At 63.6% G+C, this 20778-nt stretch carries 21 protein-coding genes; 10 read left to right on the top strand and 11 right to left on the bottom strand.

Features of this window, described 5'->3' with window-relative positions; translation table 11 throughout:
- Positions 1–198: 198 nt before the first annotated feature.
- Both recA and alaS read left to right on the top strand, forming a co-directional pair.
- The gene (gene recA, locus RFN30_RS24585) at positions 199–1296 is read left to right on the top strand and encodes a recombinase RecA (RefSeq protein ID WP_320264667.1); all 1098 of its coding nucleotides are present in this window, start codon (positions 199–201) and stop codon (positions 1294–1296) included.
- A 267-nt stretch (positions 1297–1563) separates the two neighbouring features.
- Positions 1564–4233 (top strand): alanine--tRNA ligase, encoded by a 2670-nt coding sequence (gene alaS, locus RFN30_RS24590; RefSeq protein WP_320264668.1) that lies wholly within the window; start codon positions 1564–1566, stop codon positions 4231–4233.
- Positions 4234–4482: 249 nt separating this feature from the next.
- On the opposite strand, the gene RFN30_RS24595 is transcribed toward alaS, so the two are convergent.
- The 3 genes from RFN30_RS24595 to RFN30_RS24605 are packed head-to-tail and all read right to left on the bottom strand — an operon-like array spanning position 4483 to position 7062.
- The gene (locus tag RFN30_RS24595) at positions 4483–5109 is read right to left on the bottom strand and encodes a glutathione S-transferase family protein (RefSeq protein WP_320264669.1); all 627 of its coding nucleotides are present in this window, start codon (positions 5107–5109) and stop codon (positions 4483–4485) included.
- A gap of 3 nt (positions 5110–5112) precedes the next feature.
- Positions 5113–5844, bottom strand: a complete 732-nt coding sequence (locus tag RFN30_RS24600) for a hypothetical protein (protein WP_320264670.1) — start codon at positions 5842–5844, stop codon at positions 5113–5115.
- 6 nt (positions 5845–5850) lie between these two features.
- Complete coding sequence (locus RFN30_RS24605) at positions 5851–7062, bottom strand: NADP-dependent isocitrate dehydrogenase (protein ID WP_320264671.1); 1212 nt, start codon at positions 7060–7062, stop codon at positions 5851–5853.
- Between the two features lie 207 nt (positions 7063–7269).
- Between RFN30_RS24605 and RFN30_RS24610 the strand changes: the two genes are divergently transcribed.
- From RFN30_RS24610 to RFN30_RS24625, 4 genes are all read left to right on the top strand, one after another.
- A complete protein-coding gene (locus tag RFN30_RS24610; protein WP_320264672.1) occupies positions 7270–8109 on the top strand; it encodes an RNA methyltransferase in 840 nt (279 codons plus the stop codon).
- 79 nt (positions 8110–8188) lie between these two features.
- On the top strand, positions 8189–8791 hold the full coding sequence (locus RFN30_RS24615; RefSeq protein WP_320264673.1) for a DUF805 domain-containing protein: 603 nt from the start codon (positions 8189–8191) through the stop codon (positions 8789–8791).
- A 114-nt stretch (positions 8792–8905) separates the two neighbouring features.
- Positions 8906–9706 carry a glutamate racemase gene (gene murI / locus RFN30_RS24620; RefSeq protein WP_320264674.1) on the top strand — a complete coding sequence of 267 codons (801 nt, stop codon included), beginning with the start codon at positions 8906–8908 and terminating at the stop codon, positions 9704–9706.
- A gap of 57 nt (positions 9707–9763) precedes the next feature.
- Positions 9764–9946, top strand: a complete 183-nt coding sequence (locus RFN30_RS24625; RefSeq protein ID WP_192253902.1) for a DUF3008 family protein — start codon at positions 9764–9766, stop codon at positions 9944–9946.
- A gap of 214 nt (positions 9947–10160) precedes the next feature.
- Here the strand turns inward: RFN30_RS24625 and RFN30_RS24630 are convergent, their stop codons facing one another.
- A complete protein-coding gene (locus RFN30_RS24630) occupies positions 10161–10364 on the bottom strand; it encodes a hypothetical protein (RefSeq protein ID WP_320264675.1) in 204 nt (67 codons plus the stop codon).
- A gap of 408 nt (positions 10365–10772) precedes the next feature.
- On the opposite strand from RFN30_RS24630, the gene rpsD reads away from it, so the two are divergent.
- The 3 genes from rpsD (at position 10773) to RFN30_RS24645 (ending at position 13226) form a co-directional block, all read left to right on the top strand.
- Positions 10773–11390 carry a 30S ribosomal protein S4 gene (gene rpsD, locus RFN30_RS24635; RefSeq protein ID WP_095811030.1) on the top strand — a complete coding sequence of 206 codons (618 nt, stop codon included), beginning with the start codon at positions 10773–10775 and terminating at the stop codon, positions 11388–11390.
- A 113-nt stretch (positions 11391–11503) separates the two neighbouring features.
- On the top strand, positions 11504–12409 hold the full coding sequence (ttcA, locus tag RFN30_RS24640; protein ID WP_430694635.1) for a tRNA 2-thiocytidine(32) synthetase TtcA: 906 nt from the start codon (positions 11504–11506) through the stop codon (positions 12407–12409).
- Positions 12399–13226, top strand: a complete 828-nt coding sequence (locus RFN30_RS24645) for an inositol monophosphatase family protein (RefSeq protein WP_320264677.1) — start codon at positions 12399–12401, stop codon at positions 13224–13226. The genes ttcA and RFN30_RS24645 overlap by 11 nt, the downstream gene beginning before the upstream one ends.
- 16 nt (positions 13227–13242) lie before the next feature.
- Here RFN30_RS24645 and RFN30_RS24650 read toward each other — a convergent pair whose 3' ends face one another.
- The 6 genes from RFN30_RS24650 to RFN30_RS24675 all read right to left on the bottom strand — a co-directional run bounded on the left by RFN30_RS24650 (position 13243) and on the right by RFN30_RS24675 (position 19777).
- Entirely contained in the window at positions 13243–14454 is a 1212-nt protein-coding gene (locus tag RFN30_RS24650) for a multidrug effflux MFS transporter (RefSeq protein WP_320264678.1), read from the bottom strand.
- A 181-nt stretch (positions 14455–14635) separates the two neighbouring features.
- Positions 14636–14971, bottom strand: coding sequence for a Grx4 family monothiol glutaredoxin (gene grxD / locus RFN30_RS24655; RefSeq protein ID WP_066995148.1), 336 nt, complete (start codon positions 14969–14971; stop codon positions 14636–14638).
- 151 nt (positions 14972–15122) lie between these two features.
- On the bottom strand, positions 15123–15356 hold the full coding sequence (locus tag RFN30_RS24660; protein WP_320264679.1) for a BolA/IbaG family iron-sulfur metabolism protein: 234 nt from the start codon (positions 15354–15356) through the stop codon (positions 15123–15125).
- A 114-nt stretch (positions 15357–15470) separates the two neighbouring features.
- Positions 15471–15995 carry a hypothetical protein gene (locus RFN30_RS24665; protein ID WP_320264680.1) on the bottom strand — a complete coding sequence of 175 codons (525 nt, stop codon included), beginning with the start codon at positions 15993–15995 and terminating at the stop codon, positions 15471–15473.
- Positions 15992–18223, bottom strand: coding sequence for a phosphoribosylformylglycinamidine synthase subunit PurL (purL, locus tag RFN30_RS24670; RefSeq protein ID WP_320264681.1), 2232 nt, complete (start codon positions 18221–18223; stop codon positions 15992–15994). The genes RFN30_RS24665 and purL overlap by 4 nt, the downstream gene beginning before the upstream one ends.
- Before the next feature lie 144 nt (positions 18224–18367).
- Positions 18368–19777, bottom strand: a complete 1410-nt coding sequence (locus tag RFN30_RS24675) for an aminotransferase-like domain-containing protein (RefSeq protein ID WP_320264682.1) — start codon at positions 19775–19777, stop codon at positions 18368–18370.
- A 93-nt stretch (positions 19778–19870) separates the two neighbouring features.
- Here RFN30_RS24675 and RFN30_RS24680 point away from each other — a divergent pair, with 93 nt between their 5' ends.
- Entirely contained in the window at positions 19871–20110 is a 240-nt protein-coding gene (locus RFN30_RS24680) for a DUF1127 domain-containing protein (protein ID WP_320264683.1), read from the top strand.
- 33 nt (positions 20111–20143) lie between these two features.
- Here the strand turns inward: RFN30_RS24680 and RFN30_RS24685 are convergent, their stop codons facing one another.
- Positions 20144–20773: a Pr6Pr family membrane protein gene (locus tag RFN30_RS24685; protein WP_320264684.1), complete on the bottom strand. Its 630-nt coding sequence runs from the start codon at positions 20771–20773 to the stop codon at positions 20144–20146.
- Positions 20774–20778 lie beyond the last annotated feature (5 nt).

Raw genomic sequence — 20778 nt, forward strand, 5'->3', positions numbered from 1 at the left:
TCGATCAGGCAATCGGCCCCGACTGGACCAAACAGGGCATATGCAATCCAGTCATGACGGGACAAAAATAGAACAAATCCGGATATTGTTTGTTTTTCAGTAGCTTGATGCCTCTTGCCAAGCGAGAACAAAAAAGGTACAAAATGTCAGGGATCGCGGATTGTCCGGCCTTCATTGACGACCAAGGGGTGATGTATCATGGCTCAGAATACTTTGCGGCTTGTAGAGGATAAGGCAGTGGACAAATCAAAGGCTCTGGATGCGGCGCTGTCGCAAATCGAGCGCGCCTTCGGCAAGGGCTCGATCATGCGGCTCGGCGCGAACGAGCAGGTCGTCGAGATCGAAACCGTGCCGACGGGATCGCTCGGCCTCGACATCGCGCTCGGCGTTGGCGGCCTGCCGCGCGGCCGCATCATCGAAATCTACGGGCCGGAAAGCTCGGGCAAGACGACGCTGGCGCTGCACACGGTTGCGGAAGCCCAGAAGAAGGGCGGCATCTGCGCCTTCGTCGATGCCGAGCACGCGCTCGATCCGGTCTATGCCCGCAAGCTCGGCGTCGATCTCGAAAACCTCCTGATCTCGCAGCCCGACACCGGCGAGCAGGCGCTGGAAATCTGCGACACGCTGGTGCGTTCCGGCGCCATCGATGTGCTGGTGGTCGATTCGGTGGCGGCGCTTACGCCGCGCGCCGAAATCGAGGGCGAGATGGGTGACGCGCTGCCGGGTCTCCAGGCCCGCCTGATGAGCCAGGCGCTGCGCAAGCTCACCGCTTCGATCTCGCGCTCCAACACCATGGTCATCTTCATCAACCAGATCCGTATGAAGATCGGCGTCATGTTCGGCTCGCCGGAAACCACCACCGGCGGCAACGCGCTGAAGTTCTACGCCTCGGTGCGCCTCGACATCCGCCGCATCGGCTCGGTCAAGGACCGCGACGAGGTGGTCGGCAACCAGACCCGCGTCAAGGTGGTGAAGAACAAGCTGGCCCCGCCCTTCAAGGTGGTCGAGTTCGACATCATGTATGGCGAGGGCGTGTCGAAGACCGGCGAGCTCGTCGATCTCGGGGTCAAGGCCGGCGTGGTCGAGAAGTCGGGCGCCTGGTTCTCCTACAATTCGCAGCGTCTCGGCCAGGGCCGCGAGAACGCCAAGCTGTTCCTGCGCGACAATCCCGATACGGCGCGCGAGATCGAACTGGCACTCAGGCAGAATGCTGGGCTGATCGCGGAAAAATTCCTCGAGAATGGCGGCTCGGAAGGCGGCGACGACGGCTTCGGGGACGAAGCCGGCGCGATGTGAGTGGCGGCCGGAGTTTGGCCATAATCCTGTTATATCTGAATATGCTTATGTAGAGAGTTCTTTAGTATTGCGTCCGAACCGCCGGCCCTCGTGCCGGCGGTTTGCGTTTGGGGGACGAGGATACGCCCTGCCCAGCCGGCGGATTGGTCCAATTCCGTGTTTCTGGACAGGGTCAAGAGCTACGGCTAAAAGGCCAATCTATCTTCTGAAACACGAAGCCCATTTGCCGCCGGCCCAGCCGGCGGTTCCTACGAAAAGGCAGTATCCATGAGTGGCGTGAACGACATCCGGTCGACATTCCTCGACTACTTCCGCAAGGAGGGTCACGAGATCGTCGCCTCCAGCCCGCTGGTGCCGCGCAACGATCCGACGCTGATGTTCACCAACGCCGGCATGGTGCAGTTCAAGAACGTCTTCACCGGCCTGGAGAAGCGGCCCTATTCACGCGCCTCGACCGCGCAGAAGAGCGTGCGCGCCGGCGGCAAGCACAACGACCTCGACAATGTCGGCTACACCGCGCGCCATCTGACCTTCTTCGAGATGCTCGGAAATTTCTCGTTCGGCGATTATTTCAAGGAACGCGCGATCGAGCTTGCCTGGAACCTGATCACCAAGGAATTCGGCCTGCCGAAGGACAAGCTCCTGGTCACCGTCTATCACACCGATGACGAGGCGGCCGGTTACTGGAAGAAGATCGCCGGCTTCTCGGACGATCGCATCATCCGCATCCCGACCTCGGACAATTTCTGGGCGATGGGCGACACCGGCCCTTGCGGGCCGTGCTCGGAAATCTTCATCGACCGCGGCGAGCACATCTGGGGCGGCCCGCCCGGCAGCCCGGAAGAGGACGGCGACCGCTTCCTCGAATTCTGGAACCTGGTGTTCATGCAGTATGAGCAGGTGACGAAGGACGAGCGCATCGACCTGCCGCGCCCGTCGATCGACACCGGCATGGGCCTGGAGCGCATGGCGTCCATCCTGCAAGGGGCGGAGAGCGTCTTCGAGACTGACCTGTTCAAGCACCTGATCGATGCGGCCTCGTCGGCGCTCGGTCACGGGCCAAGCAAGGACAACGTCGCATCTTATCGCGTCATCGCGGATCACCTGCGCTCGTCCTCCTTCCTGGTCGCCGACGGCGTGCTGCCGTCCAACGAAGGCCGCGGCTATGTGCTGCGCCGTATCATGCGTCGCGCCATGCGCCATGCGCAGCTGCTCGGCGCCAAGGAACCGCTGATGTGGCAGCTGGTCCCGGCGCTGGTGCGCGAGATGGGCCAGGCCTATCCGGAGCTGGTGCGCGGCGAAGCGCTGATCACCGAGACGCTTAAGCTCGAGGAGACGAGGTTTCGCAAGACGCTGGTGCGCGGGCTCGGGCTGCTCGCGGACGCGACCGAGACGCTCGGCGCCGGCGACATGCTGGACGGCGAGACGGCCTTCAAGCTCTACGACACCTATGGCTTCCCGCTCGACCTGACGCAGGATGCGCTGCGTCAGCGCAGCATCTCAGTCGATCTTGCCGGCTTCACCAATGCGATGGAGCGGCAGAAAGCGGAGGCGCGCGCGCATTGGGCGGGTTCCGGCGAAGCCGCGACCGAGACGGTCTGGTTCCCGGTGCGCGAGAAAAACGGCGCCACCGATTTCCTCGGCTACGAGACGGAAGAGGCGGAAGGCCTGATCCAGGCGCTCGTCAAGGACGGCAAGACCGTCGACAGCGCCGGCCAGGGCGACGCGGTAGCGGTGGTCGTCAACCAGACGCCGTTCTATGGCGAGTCCGGCGGCCAGATGGGCGACACCGGCGTCATTTCCGGTGACGGCTTCTCGGTCGAGGTCTCCGACACGCAGAAGAAGGCCGACGGCCTGTTCGTGCATTTGGGCAAGGTGACGAGCGGCACGGTCAGGACCGGCGCCGCCGTCGAGCTCAAGGTCGACCATACCCGCCGCTCGAAGCTGCGCGCCAACCATTCCGCGACGCATCTCATCCACGAGGCGCTGCGCGAGGTGCTGGGCACCCATGTCGCGCAGAAGGGCTCGCTGGTCGCGCCCGACCGGCTGCGCTTCGACATCTCGCACAACAAGCCGATCTCGCCGGACGAGCTTGAGGATGTCGAGCGCATGGCGAACGAGATCGTGGTGCAGAACAGCCCGGTGACGACGCGGCTGATGTCGGTCGACGATGCCATTGCCGAGGGGGCTATGGCGCTGTTCGGCGAGAAATACGGCGACGAGGTGCGCGTGGTTTCGATGGGCACGGGCCTGCATGGCGCCAAGGCCAACCGTCCCTATTCGGTTGAGCTTTGCGGCGGCACGCATGTCAGGTCGACCGGCGACATCGGCCTTGTGCGCATCCTGTCGGACAGCGCGGTGGCGGCCGGCGTGCGCCGCATCGAGGCGCTGACCGGCGAGGCGGCGCGCAGGCATCTCGACGAGCAGGACAAGCGCCTGAAGGCCGCCGCGGCGACCTTGAAAATCTCGCCGGCCGACGTTCCGGCGCGCGTCGAGACGCTGCTCGAGGAGCGCAAGAAGCTCGAAAAGGACCTTGCCGAAGCGCGCAAGAAGCTGGCGCTCGGCGCCGGCACGGCCGTGTCCGATGCGCCGCCCACCAACGAGACCGTCGCCGGCGTCGGCTTCCTCGGCAAGGCGGTGAGCGGCGTGGCGCCGAAGGACCTGAAGCCGCTGGCGGATGCCGGCAAGAAGACGCTGGGCTCCGGCGTGGTCGTCTTTGTCGGCGCCGGCGAGGACAACAAGGCGAGCGTGGTGGTTGGCGTCACCGAAGACTTGACCGGCCGCTTCAGCGCCATCGATCTGGTGCGTGTTGCTTCCGCCGCGCTTGGCGGGCAGGGCGGCGGCGGACGTCCCGACATGGCGCAAGCCGGCGGCCCCGACGCCTCCAAGGCCGACGACGCGATCGCGGCGGTGAGGGCTGCGCTGGAGGCGGCGTGATGGCCGAAGTGACCGGCTTAGCTTAAAGCCGGTTCCTAACTGTCCGAGGGTAGCGCTGCCCCTCATCTGCCTGCCGGCATCTTCTCCCCGTTGAACGGGGAGAAGGGCGCTATCAACGCAGCTTTCGCCAATCGCCCGCGTTGCAGAAAAGGCGCCGGCGTCGCGGCTGGCTTCTTTCTCCCCGTTTACGGGAGAAATGCCCGGCAGGGCAATGAGGGGCAGCGCCGACGCTGAGAGAGTTCACTCGAATTAGGCGACCTTTTCGGTTCGCACAAAACTCTGCCGTGCCGCCACGCGAGCATACCAATCCCGGATATCCGCAAACCGCGCCAGCAGATCGCGCCCTTCCTCAACCTTGACGAAATAGGCGATGATCGGTGCGGCGTGCAGGTCGGCCAGCGTCAGCTGGTCGCCGAGCAGCCAGGGGCCCGGGGTCTTCAACGAGACAAGCGTCCGCAGCACCGTCTCCGCCTGCGAAATCCCTCTCGCGATCAGCTCCTCGTCGGCCGGCGCCTTCTCCAGCCGCTCCACCGCGACATCCCAGACCATGGCGCGATAGCCATAGGCGTCGAGCATGCCGGTGATCTGGCTCATCCTCGCGCGGCCGTGTGGGTCGTCGGGCTGCAGGGCAGGGCCATCGAAGGCCTCGTCGACATAGCGTGCGATCGCACCGGTCTCGAACAGCCGGAAACCGTCATGCTCGAAGGCCGGAATGCGGCCGAACGGGTGGTGCTCGAGATACCAGGCCGGAATGCCTTCGGCCGCGAAGATGTCGACAGGGACGAGGTCGTAGTCGACGCCCTTTTCCTCCAGCGTCATCCGCGCGATACGGACATAGACACTGTAGTCGGCGCCGTAGAGAACAGGTTTTGCCACGTATCATTCCCCTTTGCCTCGGTGATCCCATATCCAGACGCGCAGCGGGCCAGTAACCTGAAAGCCGCAGGCCAATGCGTCATCCAGCCCGCCGTCGCGATCATACCCGACAAGCGCGCGACCTCCGGCAAAAGCGTTGGCTGCGGCTCGCGCGGCATCCCGATACGTCGGCTCGCCGTTCGTGGCAAAAACGTTCGACAAGCCGATTACCTGCCCGGATCTATTGGCTATGCAGCCCGCGGTGAAGCCGTCAGCCGCCCGTCTGCCAAGGACGGCGATGCAGGGGTCGGCCAGGACTGCCGCCGGAAAGACACGGCCGCCGGAGGGGCTTGCGCCATCCGCCCAGGCAAGTTCCCACATCTCCAAGATGGCAGCGTCCTCGACACGTTCCCAACCGGAAGGCGTCGTCGTTGGATGACTTAGGCTCATCCAGATCCAGCTTGCTTCGAAGAGTTGACTGAACCCCAGCGGTTGGAGATCAAGACGGCAAAATCCGTCCTTGACCGAAAAATCGGTGGCAAGAACGGATGTCAGTCTGGCTATTTCGGCAAGTTGAGCCGCTACGGCATCGGCATCCAGAGTTGCGGCATTGGGGTAGTAGGGAGGTGCTTGCCCGTCGCTGGACCAGACGGAGCCGCTCCTCCGGTCGCTTAGCCCATGCGCCTTGAAAATGGCCTGACAAAGGTCGGCATTGTTGCCGGCGCAAAGGCGAGCCCTTTCGCCGGCACTTCGCACCTCTCCTTACCCCATTGCTTTCTGCAGGTTCTCGTCGATCTTGTCGAGGAAGCCGGTGGTCGAGAGCCAGGGCTGATCGGGACCGATCAGCAGCGACAGGTCCTTGGTCATGAAGCCGGCCTCGACGGTCTGGATGCAGACTTTCTCCAGCGTCTCGGCGAAGCGCTTCAGCTCGGCATTGTCGTCGAGCTTGGCGCGGTGGGCGAGGCCGCGCGTCCAGGCGAAGATCGAAGCGATCGAGTTGGTCGAGGTTTCCTCGCCCTTCTGGTGCTGGCGGTAGTGGCGGGTGACGGTGCCGTGCGCGGCTTCCGCTTCCACCGTCTTGCCGTCCGGCGTCATCAGCACCGAGGTCATCAGGCCGAGCGAGCCGAAGCCCTGCGCCACCGTGTCCGACTGCACGTCGCCGTCATAGTTCTTGCAGGCCCAGACATAGCCGCCCGACCATTTCAGGCTGGAGGCCACCATGTCGTCGATCAGGCGGTGTTCGTACCAGAGTTTTCTTGCCTTGAACTCGGCCTCGAATTCCTTCTCGTAGACCTCCTGGAAGACGTCCTTGAAGCGGCCGTCATAGGCTTTGAGGATGGTGTTCTTGGTCGACAGGTAGACCGGGAAGTTGCGCAGCAGGCCGTAGTTCAGCGAGGCGCGGGCAAACTCGCGGATCGACTCGTCGAGATTGTACATGGCCATCGCGACACCGGCGCCCGGCGCGTCGTAGACGTCATGCTCGATCACCGTGCCGTCCTCGCCGACGAACTTGATCGTCAGCTTGCCCTTGCCGGGATAGCGGAAGTCGGTGGCGCGGTACTGGTCGCCGAAGGCGTGACGGCCGACGACGATCGGCTTGGTCCAGCCGGGAACGAGGCGCGGCACGTTCTTCATGATGATCGGCTCGCGGAAAATGGTGCCGCCGAGGATGTTGCGGATGGTGCCGTTGGGCGACTTCCACATCTTCTTCAGCTTGAATTCCTCGACGCGGGCCTCGTCGGGCGTGATCGTCGCGCATTTCACGCCGACGCCGTATTTCTTGATGGCGTTGGCCGAGTCGATCGTCACCTGGTCGTTGGTGGCGTCGCGGTTCTCGATGCCGAGGTCGAAATAGTCCAGCTTGATGTCGAGATAGGGGTGGATCAGCTTGTCCTTGATGAACTGCCAGATGATGCGGGTCATCTCGTCGCCGTCGAGCTCGACGACCGGGTTCGCCACCTTGATCTTCGCCATGGAAAGAATGCCTCGTTGCTGGGGGATCTGAACGGCCTTGCCCGCATGGTTTCGGCCGGGGTTGGGCAGCGTATATCAAAGCCTTTTTGAGCGCGCAAACCGCGATGAGCCGGCTGCAGACCGGTGCCGCGCTTGTGAATGCTTCATTTTCCGGGCCGGATGTGGCAGGGGACGCCGAAACGCCGCAAACCCTATGTACGGAGAGCCATGCCAACCGCAGTAGACCCCGCCAAGACCGCCGGACCGGCGATCATCCTCGTCGAGCCGCAGCTCGGCGAGAATATCGGCATGGTCGCGCGCGCCATGGCGAATTTCGGTCTTTCGGAGCTGCGCCTGGTCAATCCGCGCGACGGCTGGCCGAGTGAGAAGGCGCGCGCGGCCGCCAGCCGCGCCGACCATGTCATCGACGCGACAAGGGTGTTCGACGACCTTGCTTCGGCGGTCGCCGATCTCAACTTCGTCTTCGCCACCACGGCGCGCGAGCGCGACGGCTTCAAGCCGGTGCGCGGCCCGGTGGAAGCGGGCAGGGCGCTCAGGGCCCTTGTTGAGGCCGGGCTGCGCACCGGAATTCTTTTCGGCCGAGAGCGTTTCGGCCTCTACAATGAAGAGGTCGGGCTCGCCGACGAGATCGTCACCTTTCCCGTCGACCCCAGCTTCTCCTCGCTCAACATCGCGCAGGCGGTGCTGTTGATGTCCTATGAATGGATGAAATCGAGCCTCGCCGAAGAGACCGCGACCAACTTTTCCGGGCCGGAGCTCGTTCCGGCGACCAAGGAACAACTGCACAGCCTGTTCACCTATCTCGAAGGCGCTCTCGAGGCGCGCGGCTATTTCCGCCCGGAAGAGAAGAAGCCGAAGATGGTCGACAATCTGCGCGCCGTGCTGACGCGGGCGAGCTTCACCGAGCCGGAGCTCAAGGTGCTGCGCGGCATCATCTCGTCGCTCGACAGGTTTTCTCCGGCAATGCCGCGCGGCGACGGCTCACCGGGGGATGATCCGAGGCGGTTGCCCGCCACGCGAAAGCGAGCAGCGGACAAAGAAAGTTAAAAACTGTAAGGTCCAAGCCTTCAAAGTAACCGAATATTATTCGGTTTGATCCATCATTATTGAAACGGTGGGATAGCAGATGTTCACGTCCAATATTGGCCGTCTGCGTTTCTTCTTCTATTCGCTCGGCCTGTTCATCGCTGAAGCGGTGGCGATCGTTCTGTGCATTGCCGGAACGATCGGCTTCGCCGGATTGATCAATTCGATGCCGGGACCTTCACGGCAGGGTCTGGCCGGCGCCGCGCTTATCGTGTCGCTCATCTTCGTCGCGCTGCGCGGCAATATCGCCTGGCGCCGCAGCCGCGATGCCAATGGTTCGGGCTGGATCTTGTGGTCCTACATCGTCTTTTCCGGCATCTATGCCTTCCTGCAGGCGGGCACGCTTCTGGTCATCGATTTCGGTAATCCGGAAAGCGCGCCTGGCGGCGTGAACCTGCTCGGCCTGGCCATATTCGGCCTCTGGTGCACGATCCTGTGGGCGAAGCCTGTCGCAGGCAGTAATATCAATGAGTTGACCGAGGTTTTCGACTTCGAAGACTCGTTGCCGGCACCGGCGCGCACCGAACGGACGACAGCGAGCGTCGCTCCGGCTGCCTCGCGGGCTGCGGCGCAAATCACGCGTCCGGCGCTCCAGCCGTTCGGCCGGCCTCGACCTGCCGGTTTCGGCAAGCGCGGGCTCTGAGCCGGTCGGCACTGCGCAAAAGCTGCTGGCATTTGCCACTTCAAGACCATGATCGTTCAGGATAGAAGCGCGGTTGGCCAATTATCGGCCAGCCTCTTCCATGGTCGGATGACAATGAACGATCGATCAAGCCAGCGCCCGATCCTGATGTTCGATTCCGGCATCGGCGGGTTGACGGTGCTCCGCGAGGCGCGCGTGCTGATGCCGGATCGTCGCTTCGTCTATGTCGCCGACGATGCGGCTTTCCCCTACGGCGCATGGGAGGAGCCGGCGCTCAAGGAACACATACTGGCACTGTTCGGCAAATTGCTCGACCGGCTTCAACCGGCGATTTCCGTCATCGCCTGCAACACCGCCTCGACCCTGGTGATCGACGCGCTGCGCGAAAAATTCCCCGGACATCCCTTTGTCGGCACCGTGCCGGCGATCAAGCCGGCGGCCGAGCGCACGCGTGCCGGCCTGGTGTCGGTGCTGGCGACGCCGGGCACGGTGAAGCGCCAGTACACGCGCGACCTGATCAGCAAATGGGCGCAGAAATGCCATGTCCGGCTGGTCGGCAGCGACCGGCTCGCCGGACTGGCCGAGATTTATATGCGCGAGGGCTTTGTCGACGAGGAGGCCGTGCGCGCCGAGATTACGCCCTGCTTCATCGAGCGCGACGGCCAGCGCACGGACATCGTCGTGCTCGCCTGCACGCACTATCCCTTCTTGGTCAACCGTATGCGCAAGACGGCGCCCTGGCCGGTCGACTGGATCGATCCGGCGGAAGCGATCGCCAGGCGGGCCATGTCGCTGCTCGAGCCCATCGGCGAGCCGGCGGGCGAAAGCGAGCCGGATATCGCAGTCTTCACCTCAGGCAAGGTGGATTTTGCCATGCGCCGGCTCATCCAGGGCTTTGGCTTGACCGCGCGCTAGGGCTGGAACTGCGGCCTATGGCGTAGCGTTTCTCCACACAACAAGGAGAAACACACCATGCCCGCTACATCTCAAGCTCAGCAAAAGGCAGCCGGCGCGGCACTTGCGGCCAAGCGCGGCGAGATCAAGAAGAGCGAGCTCAAGGGCGCCTCGCGCGACATGTATGAATCGATGAGCGAGAAGCAGCTCGAGGAGTTCGCCGAAACCAAGCGCAAGGGCCTGCCCAACAAGAAGTCGTAGGTGCCTGTCGCGGGCTGCTTTCGGCGTCTGCACGCGTTGCAGGCCCGGCCTGGCATGAAAAAGCCCGCGGAATGAACCGCGGGCTTCGTCTGGATTGGATTTAATGCATGTCGCGCAAAAGTGTGCAGCGGTTTTGCGAAAACGACATGCATGAAAACAAATCTAAAGCGCGTCGCCTGATTCCGTTTCAGCGCGACGCGCTTTAGGCCGGCAATTACCAGCGCCACCAGCAGCGCCGCACCTTGTAGCGGATGACGTGACGGTGGCCGTGCCGCCAGACGACCCTTTTCTTCACCACGACGCGGCAGACCTGCTTATGGCCGTACCAGTGCCTTGCCATCGCCGGCTCCGGCGTCATGACGGCCATCGACCCGGCCAACACCGCGGCTCCGGTCAAGGTAAGGAAGAACTTCTTCATGGGAATTCGGACTCCTCTGCTCCAGTCCCTTCATCAAAGTGTCAGGGCGAGCTTACGTCCAAAGTGATTGCAGCCCCGCCCCGATGCCGTCGGGCGTCCGCCGGCACCGCATGCAACGCTGAATTGTTATAGCGTCGCGGGCCGTGCAGCCAGTCACAAGCTTGACACCGGTTAAATCTCCGTTTAACAGCCCCTCCAACACCGGGTGGCGACGCCCGGTGGTTTCTTTTGCATGGGCAAGACCTCACCGCTAGCCGGCGGTCTTGCTCGAACTGACGTGTCCCGTGGGTTTTCCGTCGCGTTGCGTGGAAAACCCTGTCAGGTCTCGAAAACGGAGGCCAGAGGAGGGCGCGTTTCCTTCGCCCGGAGCCATGGGGTTCCGAGTATATTGTTTTGAAAGGGAATGCGATGAGCAAGCGCGAATCCGCGAAATACAAGATCGACCGCCGTCTTGGCGAAAACATCTGGGGCCGCCCGAAGTCCCCGGTCAACAAGCGTGAATACGGCCCCGGCCAGCACGGCCAGCGCCGCAAGGGCAAGCTTTCCGACTTCGGCCTGCAGCTGCGCGCCAAGCAGAAGCTGAAGGGTCACTATGGCGACGTTTCGGAGAAGCAGTTCCGCAAGGTCTATGAAGAGGCCAACCGCCGCAAGGGCGACACCTCGGAGAACCTGATCGGCCTGCTGGAGTCGCGCCTCGACGCGATCGTCTATCGCGCCAAGTTCGTGCCGACCATCTTCGCCGCCCGCCAGTTCGTCAACCACGGCCACGTCAACGTCAACGGCAAGCGCACCAACATCGGCTCGTACCGCTGCAAGCCGGGCGACGTCATCGAGGTGCGCGAGAAGTCGAAGCAGCTCGTCATCGTGCTGGAATCGGTCGGTCTGGCCGAGCGCGACGTGCCGGACTACATCGAGGCCGACCACAACAAGATGACCGCGACCTACAGCCGCGTTCCCGGCCTTGCGGACGTGCCGTTCGCTGTCCAGATGGAACCGAACCTGGTCGTCGAATTCTATTCGCGCTGATCGAAGTCAGTCAGCGACACCATTCAAGGCCGCCCTCGAGGCGGCCTTTTCTTTGTCGGTCTTGTCCGTTAAGCCGGGCCGTAACAAAGACCGTGGGCATACGCGCCATGAACATGCTGCCAGATACCAGATCACTTGGCGTCAAATCGCTTGAACCGATCGCCGACGAGGAAGAGGGCGGGTTTCATCCGCTGTTTCGTGACGTGCCGTCCTCGGTCGAGTTCAACAAGCTGCGCAAGCGGCTCTTGAGGCTCACCCGCCAGGCGATCGAAGACTTCGCCATGGTGAAGCCCGGCGAGCGCTGGCTGGTGGCGCTTTCCGGCGGCAAGGATTCCTATGGCCTCCTCGCCCTGCTGCTCGACCTCAAATGGCGCGGGCTGCTGCCGGTCGAGCTGCTAGCGTGCAACCTCGACCAGGGCCAGCCGAATTTCCCCAAACACATCCTGCCGGACTATCTCAGCGCCAACGGCATCCCGCATCGCATCGAGTACCAGGACACCTATTCGGTGGTCACCGACAAGCTGCCGGAGGGCAGCACCTATTGCTCGCTCTGCTCGCGCCTGAGGCGCGGCCATCTCTACCGTATCGCACGCGAGGAGGGGTGCGCCGCCCTGGTGCTCGGCCACCACCGCGAGGACATTCTCGAAACCTTCTTCATGAACCTGTTCCACGGCGGGCGTCTCGCCGCCATGCCGCCCAAGCTGATCAACGACGAGGGCGACGTCATGGTGCTGCGCCCGCTCGCCTATTGCGCCGAGGTGGATCTCGAGAAGTTCGCCGGCGCGATGAAGTTCCCGATCATCCCGTGCGACCTCTGCGGCAGCCAGGACGGGCTGCAGCGCAACGCCATGAAGGCGATGCTCGACGACATCGAGAGGCGTATGCCCGGCCGCAAGGACACGATGATCCGCGCCATGACCAATGTGCGGCCCTCGCATCTGCTCGACCGAAAACTGTTCGACTTCGCCGCGCTCGATGCGCGCCTCACCACAGGGCAAGACATTTCCGATGACATTTGACGACCGCGCGATCGACTGGCTGGCCGAGCTTCTCGCCGATGCAGCCAGGGCTGAAATCATGCCGCGCTTCCGTCGGCTGGGCGAGGGCGACATCCGCCAGAAGACCTCCGCTGCCGATCTGGTGACCGAAGCGGATGTGAACGCCGAAAGGCTGATCACCGCCAGGCTGCGCGAGCGTTACGCTTCAGCGATGATCGTCGGCGAGGAGGCCTGCTCCGACAATCCAGCCTTGCTTAGGGGCCTTGGCGATGCCGAGCTCGCCTTCGTCATCGATCCGGTCGACGGCACCTTCAATTTCGCTTCCGGCGTGCCGCTGTTCGGCGTCATGCTGGGCGTTGTCGTCAAGGGCGAGACAGTTGCCGGCATCATTCACGACCCCATCGGCAAGGACTGGCTGATCGGCGCCAAGGGGGCGGGCAGCCATATCCGCCATGCGCATGGCGCGCTGGAGAAGGTCAAGGTCGCCGAGCCGGTGCCGATCGCCGAGATGACTGGCGCGGTCTCGTGGCAGTATCTGAAGGAGCCGGAGCGGTCGCGGCTTGCGCGCAACCATACCAAGGCGCTGTCGCAGTTCGGCTATCGCTGCGCGGCGCATGAATACAGGTTGCTGGCCAGCGGCCACGCGCATTTCGTCGTCTACAACAAGCTGATGCCGTGGGATCACCTTGCGGGCGTGCTGATCCATCAGGAGGCCGGCGGTTATGCCGCGCGGATCGACGGCGACGCCTATCTGCCGTCACATATCGATGGCGGGCTGCTCGTCGCGCCCGACAAGCAAAGCTGGCAGGAGCTACGCCGCGAGCTTTGGGCCGAGTAGATCGACCTTTCTTGCTTCACACCGGCGGGTTGTGCGGCTGGAACAGCCGCCCGCGCTCGGCGACCAGGATCATCAGCAGGGCGGCGACGGACACGCTGCAGAAGCCGGCGGCGAGCGGTGTCACCGTGCCGTTGTAGGCCTGGCCGATCAGCGTGCCGAGCAGGCCGCCGAGAAAGGTCTGCATGAAGCCGAGGATGGAGGACGCCGTGCCCGCAAGCTCGCCGAGCGGCTCCATCGCAAGCGCGTTGAAATTCGCGCCGAGGCAGCCGAATGGGACCATCGCGCCGGCGAAGAAGGCGATGAACAGCCAGAGCGGCATCTGCATTTCCAGCGAGACGACGAGCCAGATCAGGCTGATGGCGAGGAAGAGCAGCAGCGCGCTTTGCGACAGCCGGCGCATGCCGATCCTGCCTACGAGGCGCGCGTTGAGGAAGTTCGAGAAGGCGAGCACGCCAGCGACGCCGGCGAAGATCAGCGGGAATAGCTCGCCGACGTGGAAGACATCGAGATAGATCTGCTGCGCCGAATTGATGAAGCCGAACATCGCGCCGAAGATGAAAGTGCTGGCAAAGGCATAGCAAAGCGCGATGCGGTTGGTGAGCACGATGCGGAAGCCGCCGACGACCGCGTTGACCGTCAGCGGGCGGCGGTATTCCGGATGCAGCGTCTCCGGCAGTCGCAGCAGCGACCATGTCGACACGATCAGCGCACCGACGGCCATGGTGACGAAGATCCAGTGCCAGGTGGCGAACAGCATGATGAACTGGCCGATCCCGGGCGCCACGACCGGGATCGCCATGAACACCATGAAGATCAGCGACATCACCTCGGCCATGCGGCGGCCCTCGAAGGTGTCGCGCACGATCGAAACGGCAATGACGCGCGTCGCCGCGGCGCCGATGCCTTGCACGACACGGCAGGCGAGCAGGATGCCGAAGGTCGGCGCAACAGCAGCGGCAGCCACCGCCGCGACATAGATGATCAGGCCGACGACCAGCGGCGCGCGGCGGCCGAAACGATCGGATATCGGCCCGAAGAAAAGCTGTCCGGTGCCGAAGCCGAGAATGTAAGCGGTGATGACGTATTGGCGATGGTTTTCGTTCTCGACGCCGAGCGAGGCGCCGATCTGCTGCAGCGCCGGCAGCATGATGTCGATGGCCAAAGAGTTGAGCGCCATCAGCGCCGCGCAGAGCGCAATGAATTCCCAGCGCGGAATGGGCAAGCTCATTGCCGATTGCTGCGCTGCCACCTGCTTGTCCACGGCAAAATCCGATCATTCAAACGAATGTGCGCCGGTTGACCGGCGCATCGCTTCGTCCCGTTCTCAAGTTCGAGAACCAAAATGCCGAGGTGGGGGCGGCCCCGGATTTCACAGCGCAGTCGGCGGGGCCGGCCTGCGCGAACTCAAATCAGGCGGCGCCTTTGACGCTGACGCCCTTTTCGACCAGGAAATCCTGCAACTCGCCGGCCTGGAACATCTCCCGCACGATGTCGCAACCGCCGACGAACTCGCCCTTGACGTAGAGCTGCGGGATGGTCGGCCAGTTGGAGTAATCCTTGATACCCTGGCGCAGTTCGGCGGAGGTCAGCACGTTCACGCCTTTGTAGTCGACCCCGACATAGTCGAGGATCTGCACTACCTGGCCGGAAAATCCGCATTGCGGAAAGCCTGGCGTGCCCTTCATGAAGAGCACTACGTCGTTGCTCTTCACTTCGCTATCGATGTAGTCGTTGATGCCACTCATGGGGGATCCTTTCACGCCTGTGGGAGTCAGGCTCGAAGCATGTCCATCAAATAAACCCATAGGTTGGCTGAAACAAGACGTTAGCCGCGACGCATCCGAAATGGCGCAAAGGATGGCGCGACTTGGGCCAAGCTTTGAGTGGCGATCAGGCTCAGTCGGGAACGCTGGTCTGCAAGGCCAGTGCATGCAACATGCCGCCCATATTGCCTTTCAGCGCGTCATAAACCATCTGGTGCTGCTGCACGCGGCTTTTGCCGCGGAAGCTCTCGGCCACCACTTCGGCCGCGTAGTGGTCGCCGTCGCCTGCGAGATCGCGAATCGTCACCTTGGCGTCCGGAATGCCTTCCTTGATCAGCCGTTCGATTTCGCGCGCGTCCATTGCCATGACAAAAATCCTGTTTTTCGAGCGGGGTAGCGGTGCAGGCCCGCACGATGAGAGTCGGGCAAGCCTAGAGCCTTTCCGCTCCGGATTGAAGTCGTTCCATCCATGGACCGAGATTCATGAAACGGTCTGATCCGGCTGAGCCGCATCGCCGGCGGACACCTGCTCGCGCGTCGAGTACGTGCGACCGAGACTGAAGGTCAGCACATAGAGCGGAACGCTGATCGCGATATTGACCAGGGGCAAATAACTCGTCCACTGCCAGAGCGGCGAGAAGAACGCCTGGCCGTAGCCATCGCACATAAGCGAGGAGCCATATGCCCAAAGTGCTCCGATGACGATCGTGACGGCAAAGAGCTTGAGGCAAGTGACGATATGCCGTGCCCGAGCGGGCTCCGGCAAGAGGCGCTCCCACAGAGCCAGGCACAGAATCGGAACCGCATAGACGAGGCTCTGAACGGCCAGCATCGGCAGAGCGCCGTTGGCCGCGGCGAGGAATTCCGATCGCGTTTCGAGCCGCGGACAAACCTCGCTCGAGGTCGTCGACAACAGCAGAAAGGCGAACGGGCCGAGAAACCAGAAAAAGAACAGCGACGGCCAGAAGACGACTGCTAGCAGCGCCCGGACCGCCAGCCTGGTCAAATGGCCTGATCCATGAAGCGCGGGAACCAGCCCTCATGGGCGGCGGTCAATTCACTGACCGGTATGGCCCTCGTCTCACCGAGCTTCAGCGCATTGCCGCCGGTCGTGCCGATCCATGGCGCGAAGATGCCGAGCTTGCCCTGCTCCTCGCGGATCCTGTCCCACTCGCCGCTTTGCGGGTCGATCGACAACGTCAGCAGGTAGCGGCCCTGGTCCTCGCCGAACCAGACCGGGATCAGGTCGGTGCCGGTAAGGCCTGGAATGGTGGCGCCGATGCCGGACGCCATCGCCATTTCGGCCAGCGCAACGGCAAGGCCGCCGTCCGAGATGTCATGCGCGGCGGTGACGATGCCGGAGGCGATCAGCGAGCGTACGTGGTCGCCGACGCGCTTTTCATGCGCGAGGTCGACGGGCGGCGGCGGGCCGTCGGCGCGGCCGTGGATGTCGCGCATATAGATCGACTGGCCGAGATGGCTGCCCCATGTCGGCGGCGCGCCGACCAGCACGATCATCTGGCCCTCGGCGGCAAAGCCGATGCGCGCCATCTTCGACCAGTCGGCGATCAGCCCGACGCCGCCGATGGTCGGCGTCGGCAGGATGCCGCGACCATTGGTCTCGTTGTAGAGCGAGACATTGCCGGAGACGATCGGGAAGCCGAGCGCGCGGCAGGCATCGCCGATGCCCTTAATCGCGCCGACGAACTGGCCCATGATCTCCGGCCGTTCCGGATTGCCGAAATTGAGGTTGTCGGTGGCGGCAAGCGGCAGGGCGCCCGTCGCCGTCAGGTTGCGCCAGCATTCGGCGACGGCTTGCTTGCCGCCCTCATACGGGTCGGCTTCGCAATAGCGCGGCGTGACGTCGGAGGAGAAGGCGAGCGCCTTGGTCGGATGGCCATCGACGCGCACCACGCCGGCGTCGCCGCCCGGAAGCTGCAGCGAATTGCCCTGGATCAGCGTGTCGTACTGCTCCCAGACCCAGCGGCGCGAGGAGAGATCCGGGCCGCCGAGCATCTTCAGCAGCGCATCCGCGACATCGGCTTTCGGCGTATCGCTGGCCGCAAGCGGTGCCTGCTTCTTCGCTTCGACCCACGGGCGGTCATATTCCGGCGCCTGGTCACCCAGTTCCTTGATCGGCAGGTTGGCGACCTCGTCGCCCTGGTGCAGCACGCGGAAGCGCAGGTCGTCGGTGGTCTTGCCAACGATGGCGAAGTCGAGATCCCATTTGCGGAAGATCGCCTCGGCTTCCTCCTCCTTCTCGGGGCGCAGCACCATCAGCATGCGCTCCTGGCTTTCCGACAGCATCATCTCATAGGCGCTCATGCGCTCCTCGCGCACCGGCACCTTGTCGAGATCGAGCTCGATGCCGAGATCGCCCTTGGCGCCCATCTCGACCGCCGAGCAGGTCAGGCCGGCCGCGCCCATGTCCTGGATAGCGATGACCGCGCCCGAGGCCATCAGCTCGAGGCAGGCCTCCAGCAGGCATTTTTCCGTGAAGGGGTCGCCGACCTGCACGGTCGGCCGCTTCTCCTCGATCTTGTCGTCGAACTCGGCCGAGGCCATGGTGGCGCCGCCGACGCCGTCGCGCCCGGTCTTGGCGCCGAGATAGACGACCGGCAGGCCGACGCCCTTGGCCTGCGACAGAAAAATGGCGTTGGTCTTGGCAAGGCCGGCCGCGAAGGCGTTGACCAGGATGTTGCCGTTGTAGCGGGCGTCGAAATTCACCTCGCCGCCAACCGTCGGCACGCCGAAGGAATTGCCGTAGCCGCCGACGCCCGAAACCACGCCGGCGACCAGATGCCGAGTTTTCGGATGGTCAGGCGCGCCGAAGCGCAGCGCGTTCATCGCCGCAACCGGCCGCGCGCCCATGGTGAAGACGTCGCGCAGGATGCCACCGACGCCGGTCGCGGCCCCCTGATAGGGTTCGATGTAGGAAGGGTGGTTGTGGCTCTCCATCTTGAAGACGACGCAATCGCCGTCACCGATGTCGACCACGCCGGCATTCTCGCCGGGCCCCTGGATGACCTGCGGGCCGCTTGTGGGCAGCGTGCGCAGCCATTTCTTGGAAGACTTGTAGGAGCAGTGCTCGTTCCACATCGCCGAGAAGATGCCGAGCTCGGTGAAGCTCGGCTCGCGGCCGACCAGGTCAAGGATGCGCTGGTATTCGTCGGGCTTCAGCCCGTGCGCGGCGACGAGCTCGGGGGTGATCGGCACGGAATTGGAAATAGTCATGAGCGGCGATTTGTATCCGTGGGAGAGGGGGATTTTCTGAGTCTCCTCTTATCGCAAGCTTTCGCGCGATACACCCCACCGGATGACGAAAAACGCCGGAAAACTGCCGCGCCGGCGCCTGCCTGACGGCAGCACGCCGGTCGATCAGGAAAAACTGTCGTAACCGGCGCGGCCTTCGTCGAGCAGGCGGCGGATGACCGCGACGCCGCGGGCGACATCCTCGCTCTGCCGCGGCTGCGACACGCCGAAGCGGACGCTGTGGAAGACCTGCTCGGAACGACCGGCCTTGAACTCATCCTCGTCGTCGATGAGCACGCCCTGCGCCAGGCAGGCATTCTTGAACGTGCCCGACAGCCAGGGATCAGGCAAGGTCAGCCAGACGAAGGGCACGTTGTCCCGCGCCTTGAAGTCGAAGCCCGCCAGCGTCTCGCGCACGACGTTGAGACGCGTCTGGATCTCGGCAATGCAGCGCTTGCGGATATCGCTGGCCTGGCCGGACATCACCAGTCTCGTTCCGACTTCCGCCAGCAGGAAGGGCAGGCCGCCGGTCATCATCTTGTGCGCGACGCGGATGCGGTGGCGGTAGGCCGGCGGGCAGGACAGCCAGCCGCCGCGCACGCCGGCCGCGACCGATTTCGACAGGCCGCCGGCGACGATCGTGCGCTCCGGGGCATATTCGGCAAGCAGCGGCGTCGGATCGTCGGTCAACTCGCCATAGAGGTCGTCCTCGATCAGCGCGACATTGTACTCACGCGCGATGCACGCGATCGCCTGGCGCCGCTCCGCCGAGAGCGTCACCAGCGTCGGGTTCTTCGCCGTCGGCATCACAAACATCATCTTCGGGTGTTTCTGCGCGCAGACGCGCTCGAAATCGTCGGGGTCGAGACCTTCATCGTCCGCCGAGACGAGCGCCGTGCGGCGTCCGATCAGTCCGGCGCTGCGCGAGATCTGCGAATAGGTAAGGTGTTCGAAGACGACATAGTCGCCAGGTGTGGTGAGCGCGGCGATCGCCGCCATCACGGCGGCATGGGTACCGAGCGTCGGCACGATCGAATCGGGCGAGGGATGGAAGGCGTTGCGTGACAGCCAGCGGCTGCCGGCTTCGTACCAGCGCTCCGGAAAATCCCTGGTGTAGCTCGATATGTCGTGCGGATGTTCCTGCGCAGTGCGTGCCAGCAAGTCTGCGATGACGGCGCCCTGGCCGACATCGGGTGCCGCGGTGCTGTCGAAGCGCAGCTTGCCCACCGGCGCATCGATGGGGCGCGTGCCGTGAACGGCGGACTCGACATCTGCTTTCGGGGTTTCCACGCGCTGCGCGAGCACATAGGTGCCGCGCCCGACCTCGCCGCTCACCAGGCCGCGTTCGCGCAGCAGCTGATAGGCCCGGCCGATGGTGCCGACGGTCGTGCCGATGTCGTAGGCGAGGTCGCGCTGCGGCGGCAGTTTTGCACCGGCATCGATGATGCCCCTGTCGATATCTGACTCAATGCTGTCAGCAAGGCGCTGATAGAGAGGGCCGGAGCCGGAAGACAGGTCTGGGAGCCAATTTGTCATGGTGACAATTTTCTATATTGCACCGCTCGATGAGTCAATCGATATGAGATCGCGAGCGGTTGGGTGCAATCGATAAGCTTGGCAGATCGAAAGATGAATACAATTGATACATTCCGTTACGATGGTGCCGAATTGCGCCGCCCGTCGGGCCGCCGCAGGTTCATCGATCGCGTCGTGTTTGTGCTCGGTTCTCTCGCAAGTCAGATCGGCCGGATGCTGGAGCGTCGTCGCGGACGCCTTGCATTGCTCGAGATGACCGACGAGCAGCTCAAGGATATCGGCATCTCGCGCTGCGACGCCCATCGCGAAGGCATCAGGCCGTTCTGGGAGTAATCCCTTCCGGTGAAGCAGGCTTTGGCATGCGGATCATTTCCGCAGCCGGGCGACGCCGTGATCGACAAGCACGGCGACGACGCCCAATACGACAAACAGCGCGGTGAGACCCAGCGACCACATGGCGACGCTGACCGCGCCGTTCTTCGCCACGTCGAGGAACGGGTAGGGCACTTCGCCGGCGAATGGCGCGCGTATCAGCGCATAGGCAAGATAAGCGAGCGGATAGATCATCCACCAGGAGATGTCCTTCCAGCGCGTGGTGCCATCGGCGCCTGCGATAAACCACCAAAGCAAGAAAATCGCCGGAGTCATGTCGTGGAGCAGGATATCGCAGAACAGGAACAGGCCTTGCGGCTGCCACAACCGCGCCAGCACGGTATGATAGATAACAAAGACCAGCGTTATGGCGACCGCGACGCCCGTCCGCATGCGCCTGCCGGCAAAGGCCGGAAACCAGGCATAGCCGGCGGGCGAGACCAGCGAAGCATGCACCAGTACCGCGGCGATGTTGGTCAGAATGGTGAAGAAGCTGAAATAGAAGACGATCGAGCCGAGCAGGCTACGGCCCGCCGCCATCGACGCCGGAATGGTGATCGCGAATTGCAGGACGAGTCCGATGAGGCCGATGGTCAATCCCGCTATCTGCAGGAACCGGCCCATGGCTG

This window comes from Mesorhizobium dulcispinae (genome assembly GCF_033977345.1).
Classification (GTDB): Bacteria; Pseudomonadota; Alphaproteobacteria; order Rhizobiales; family Rhizobiaceae; genus Mesorhizobium; species Mesorhizobium dulcispinae.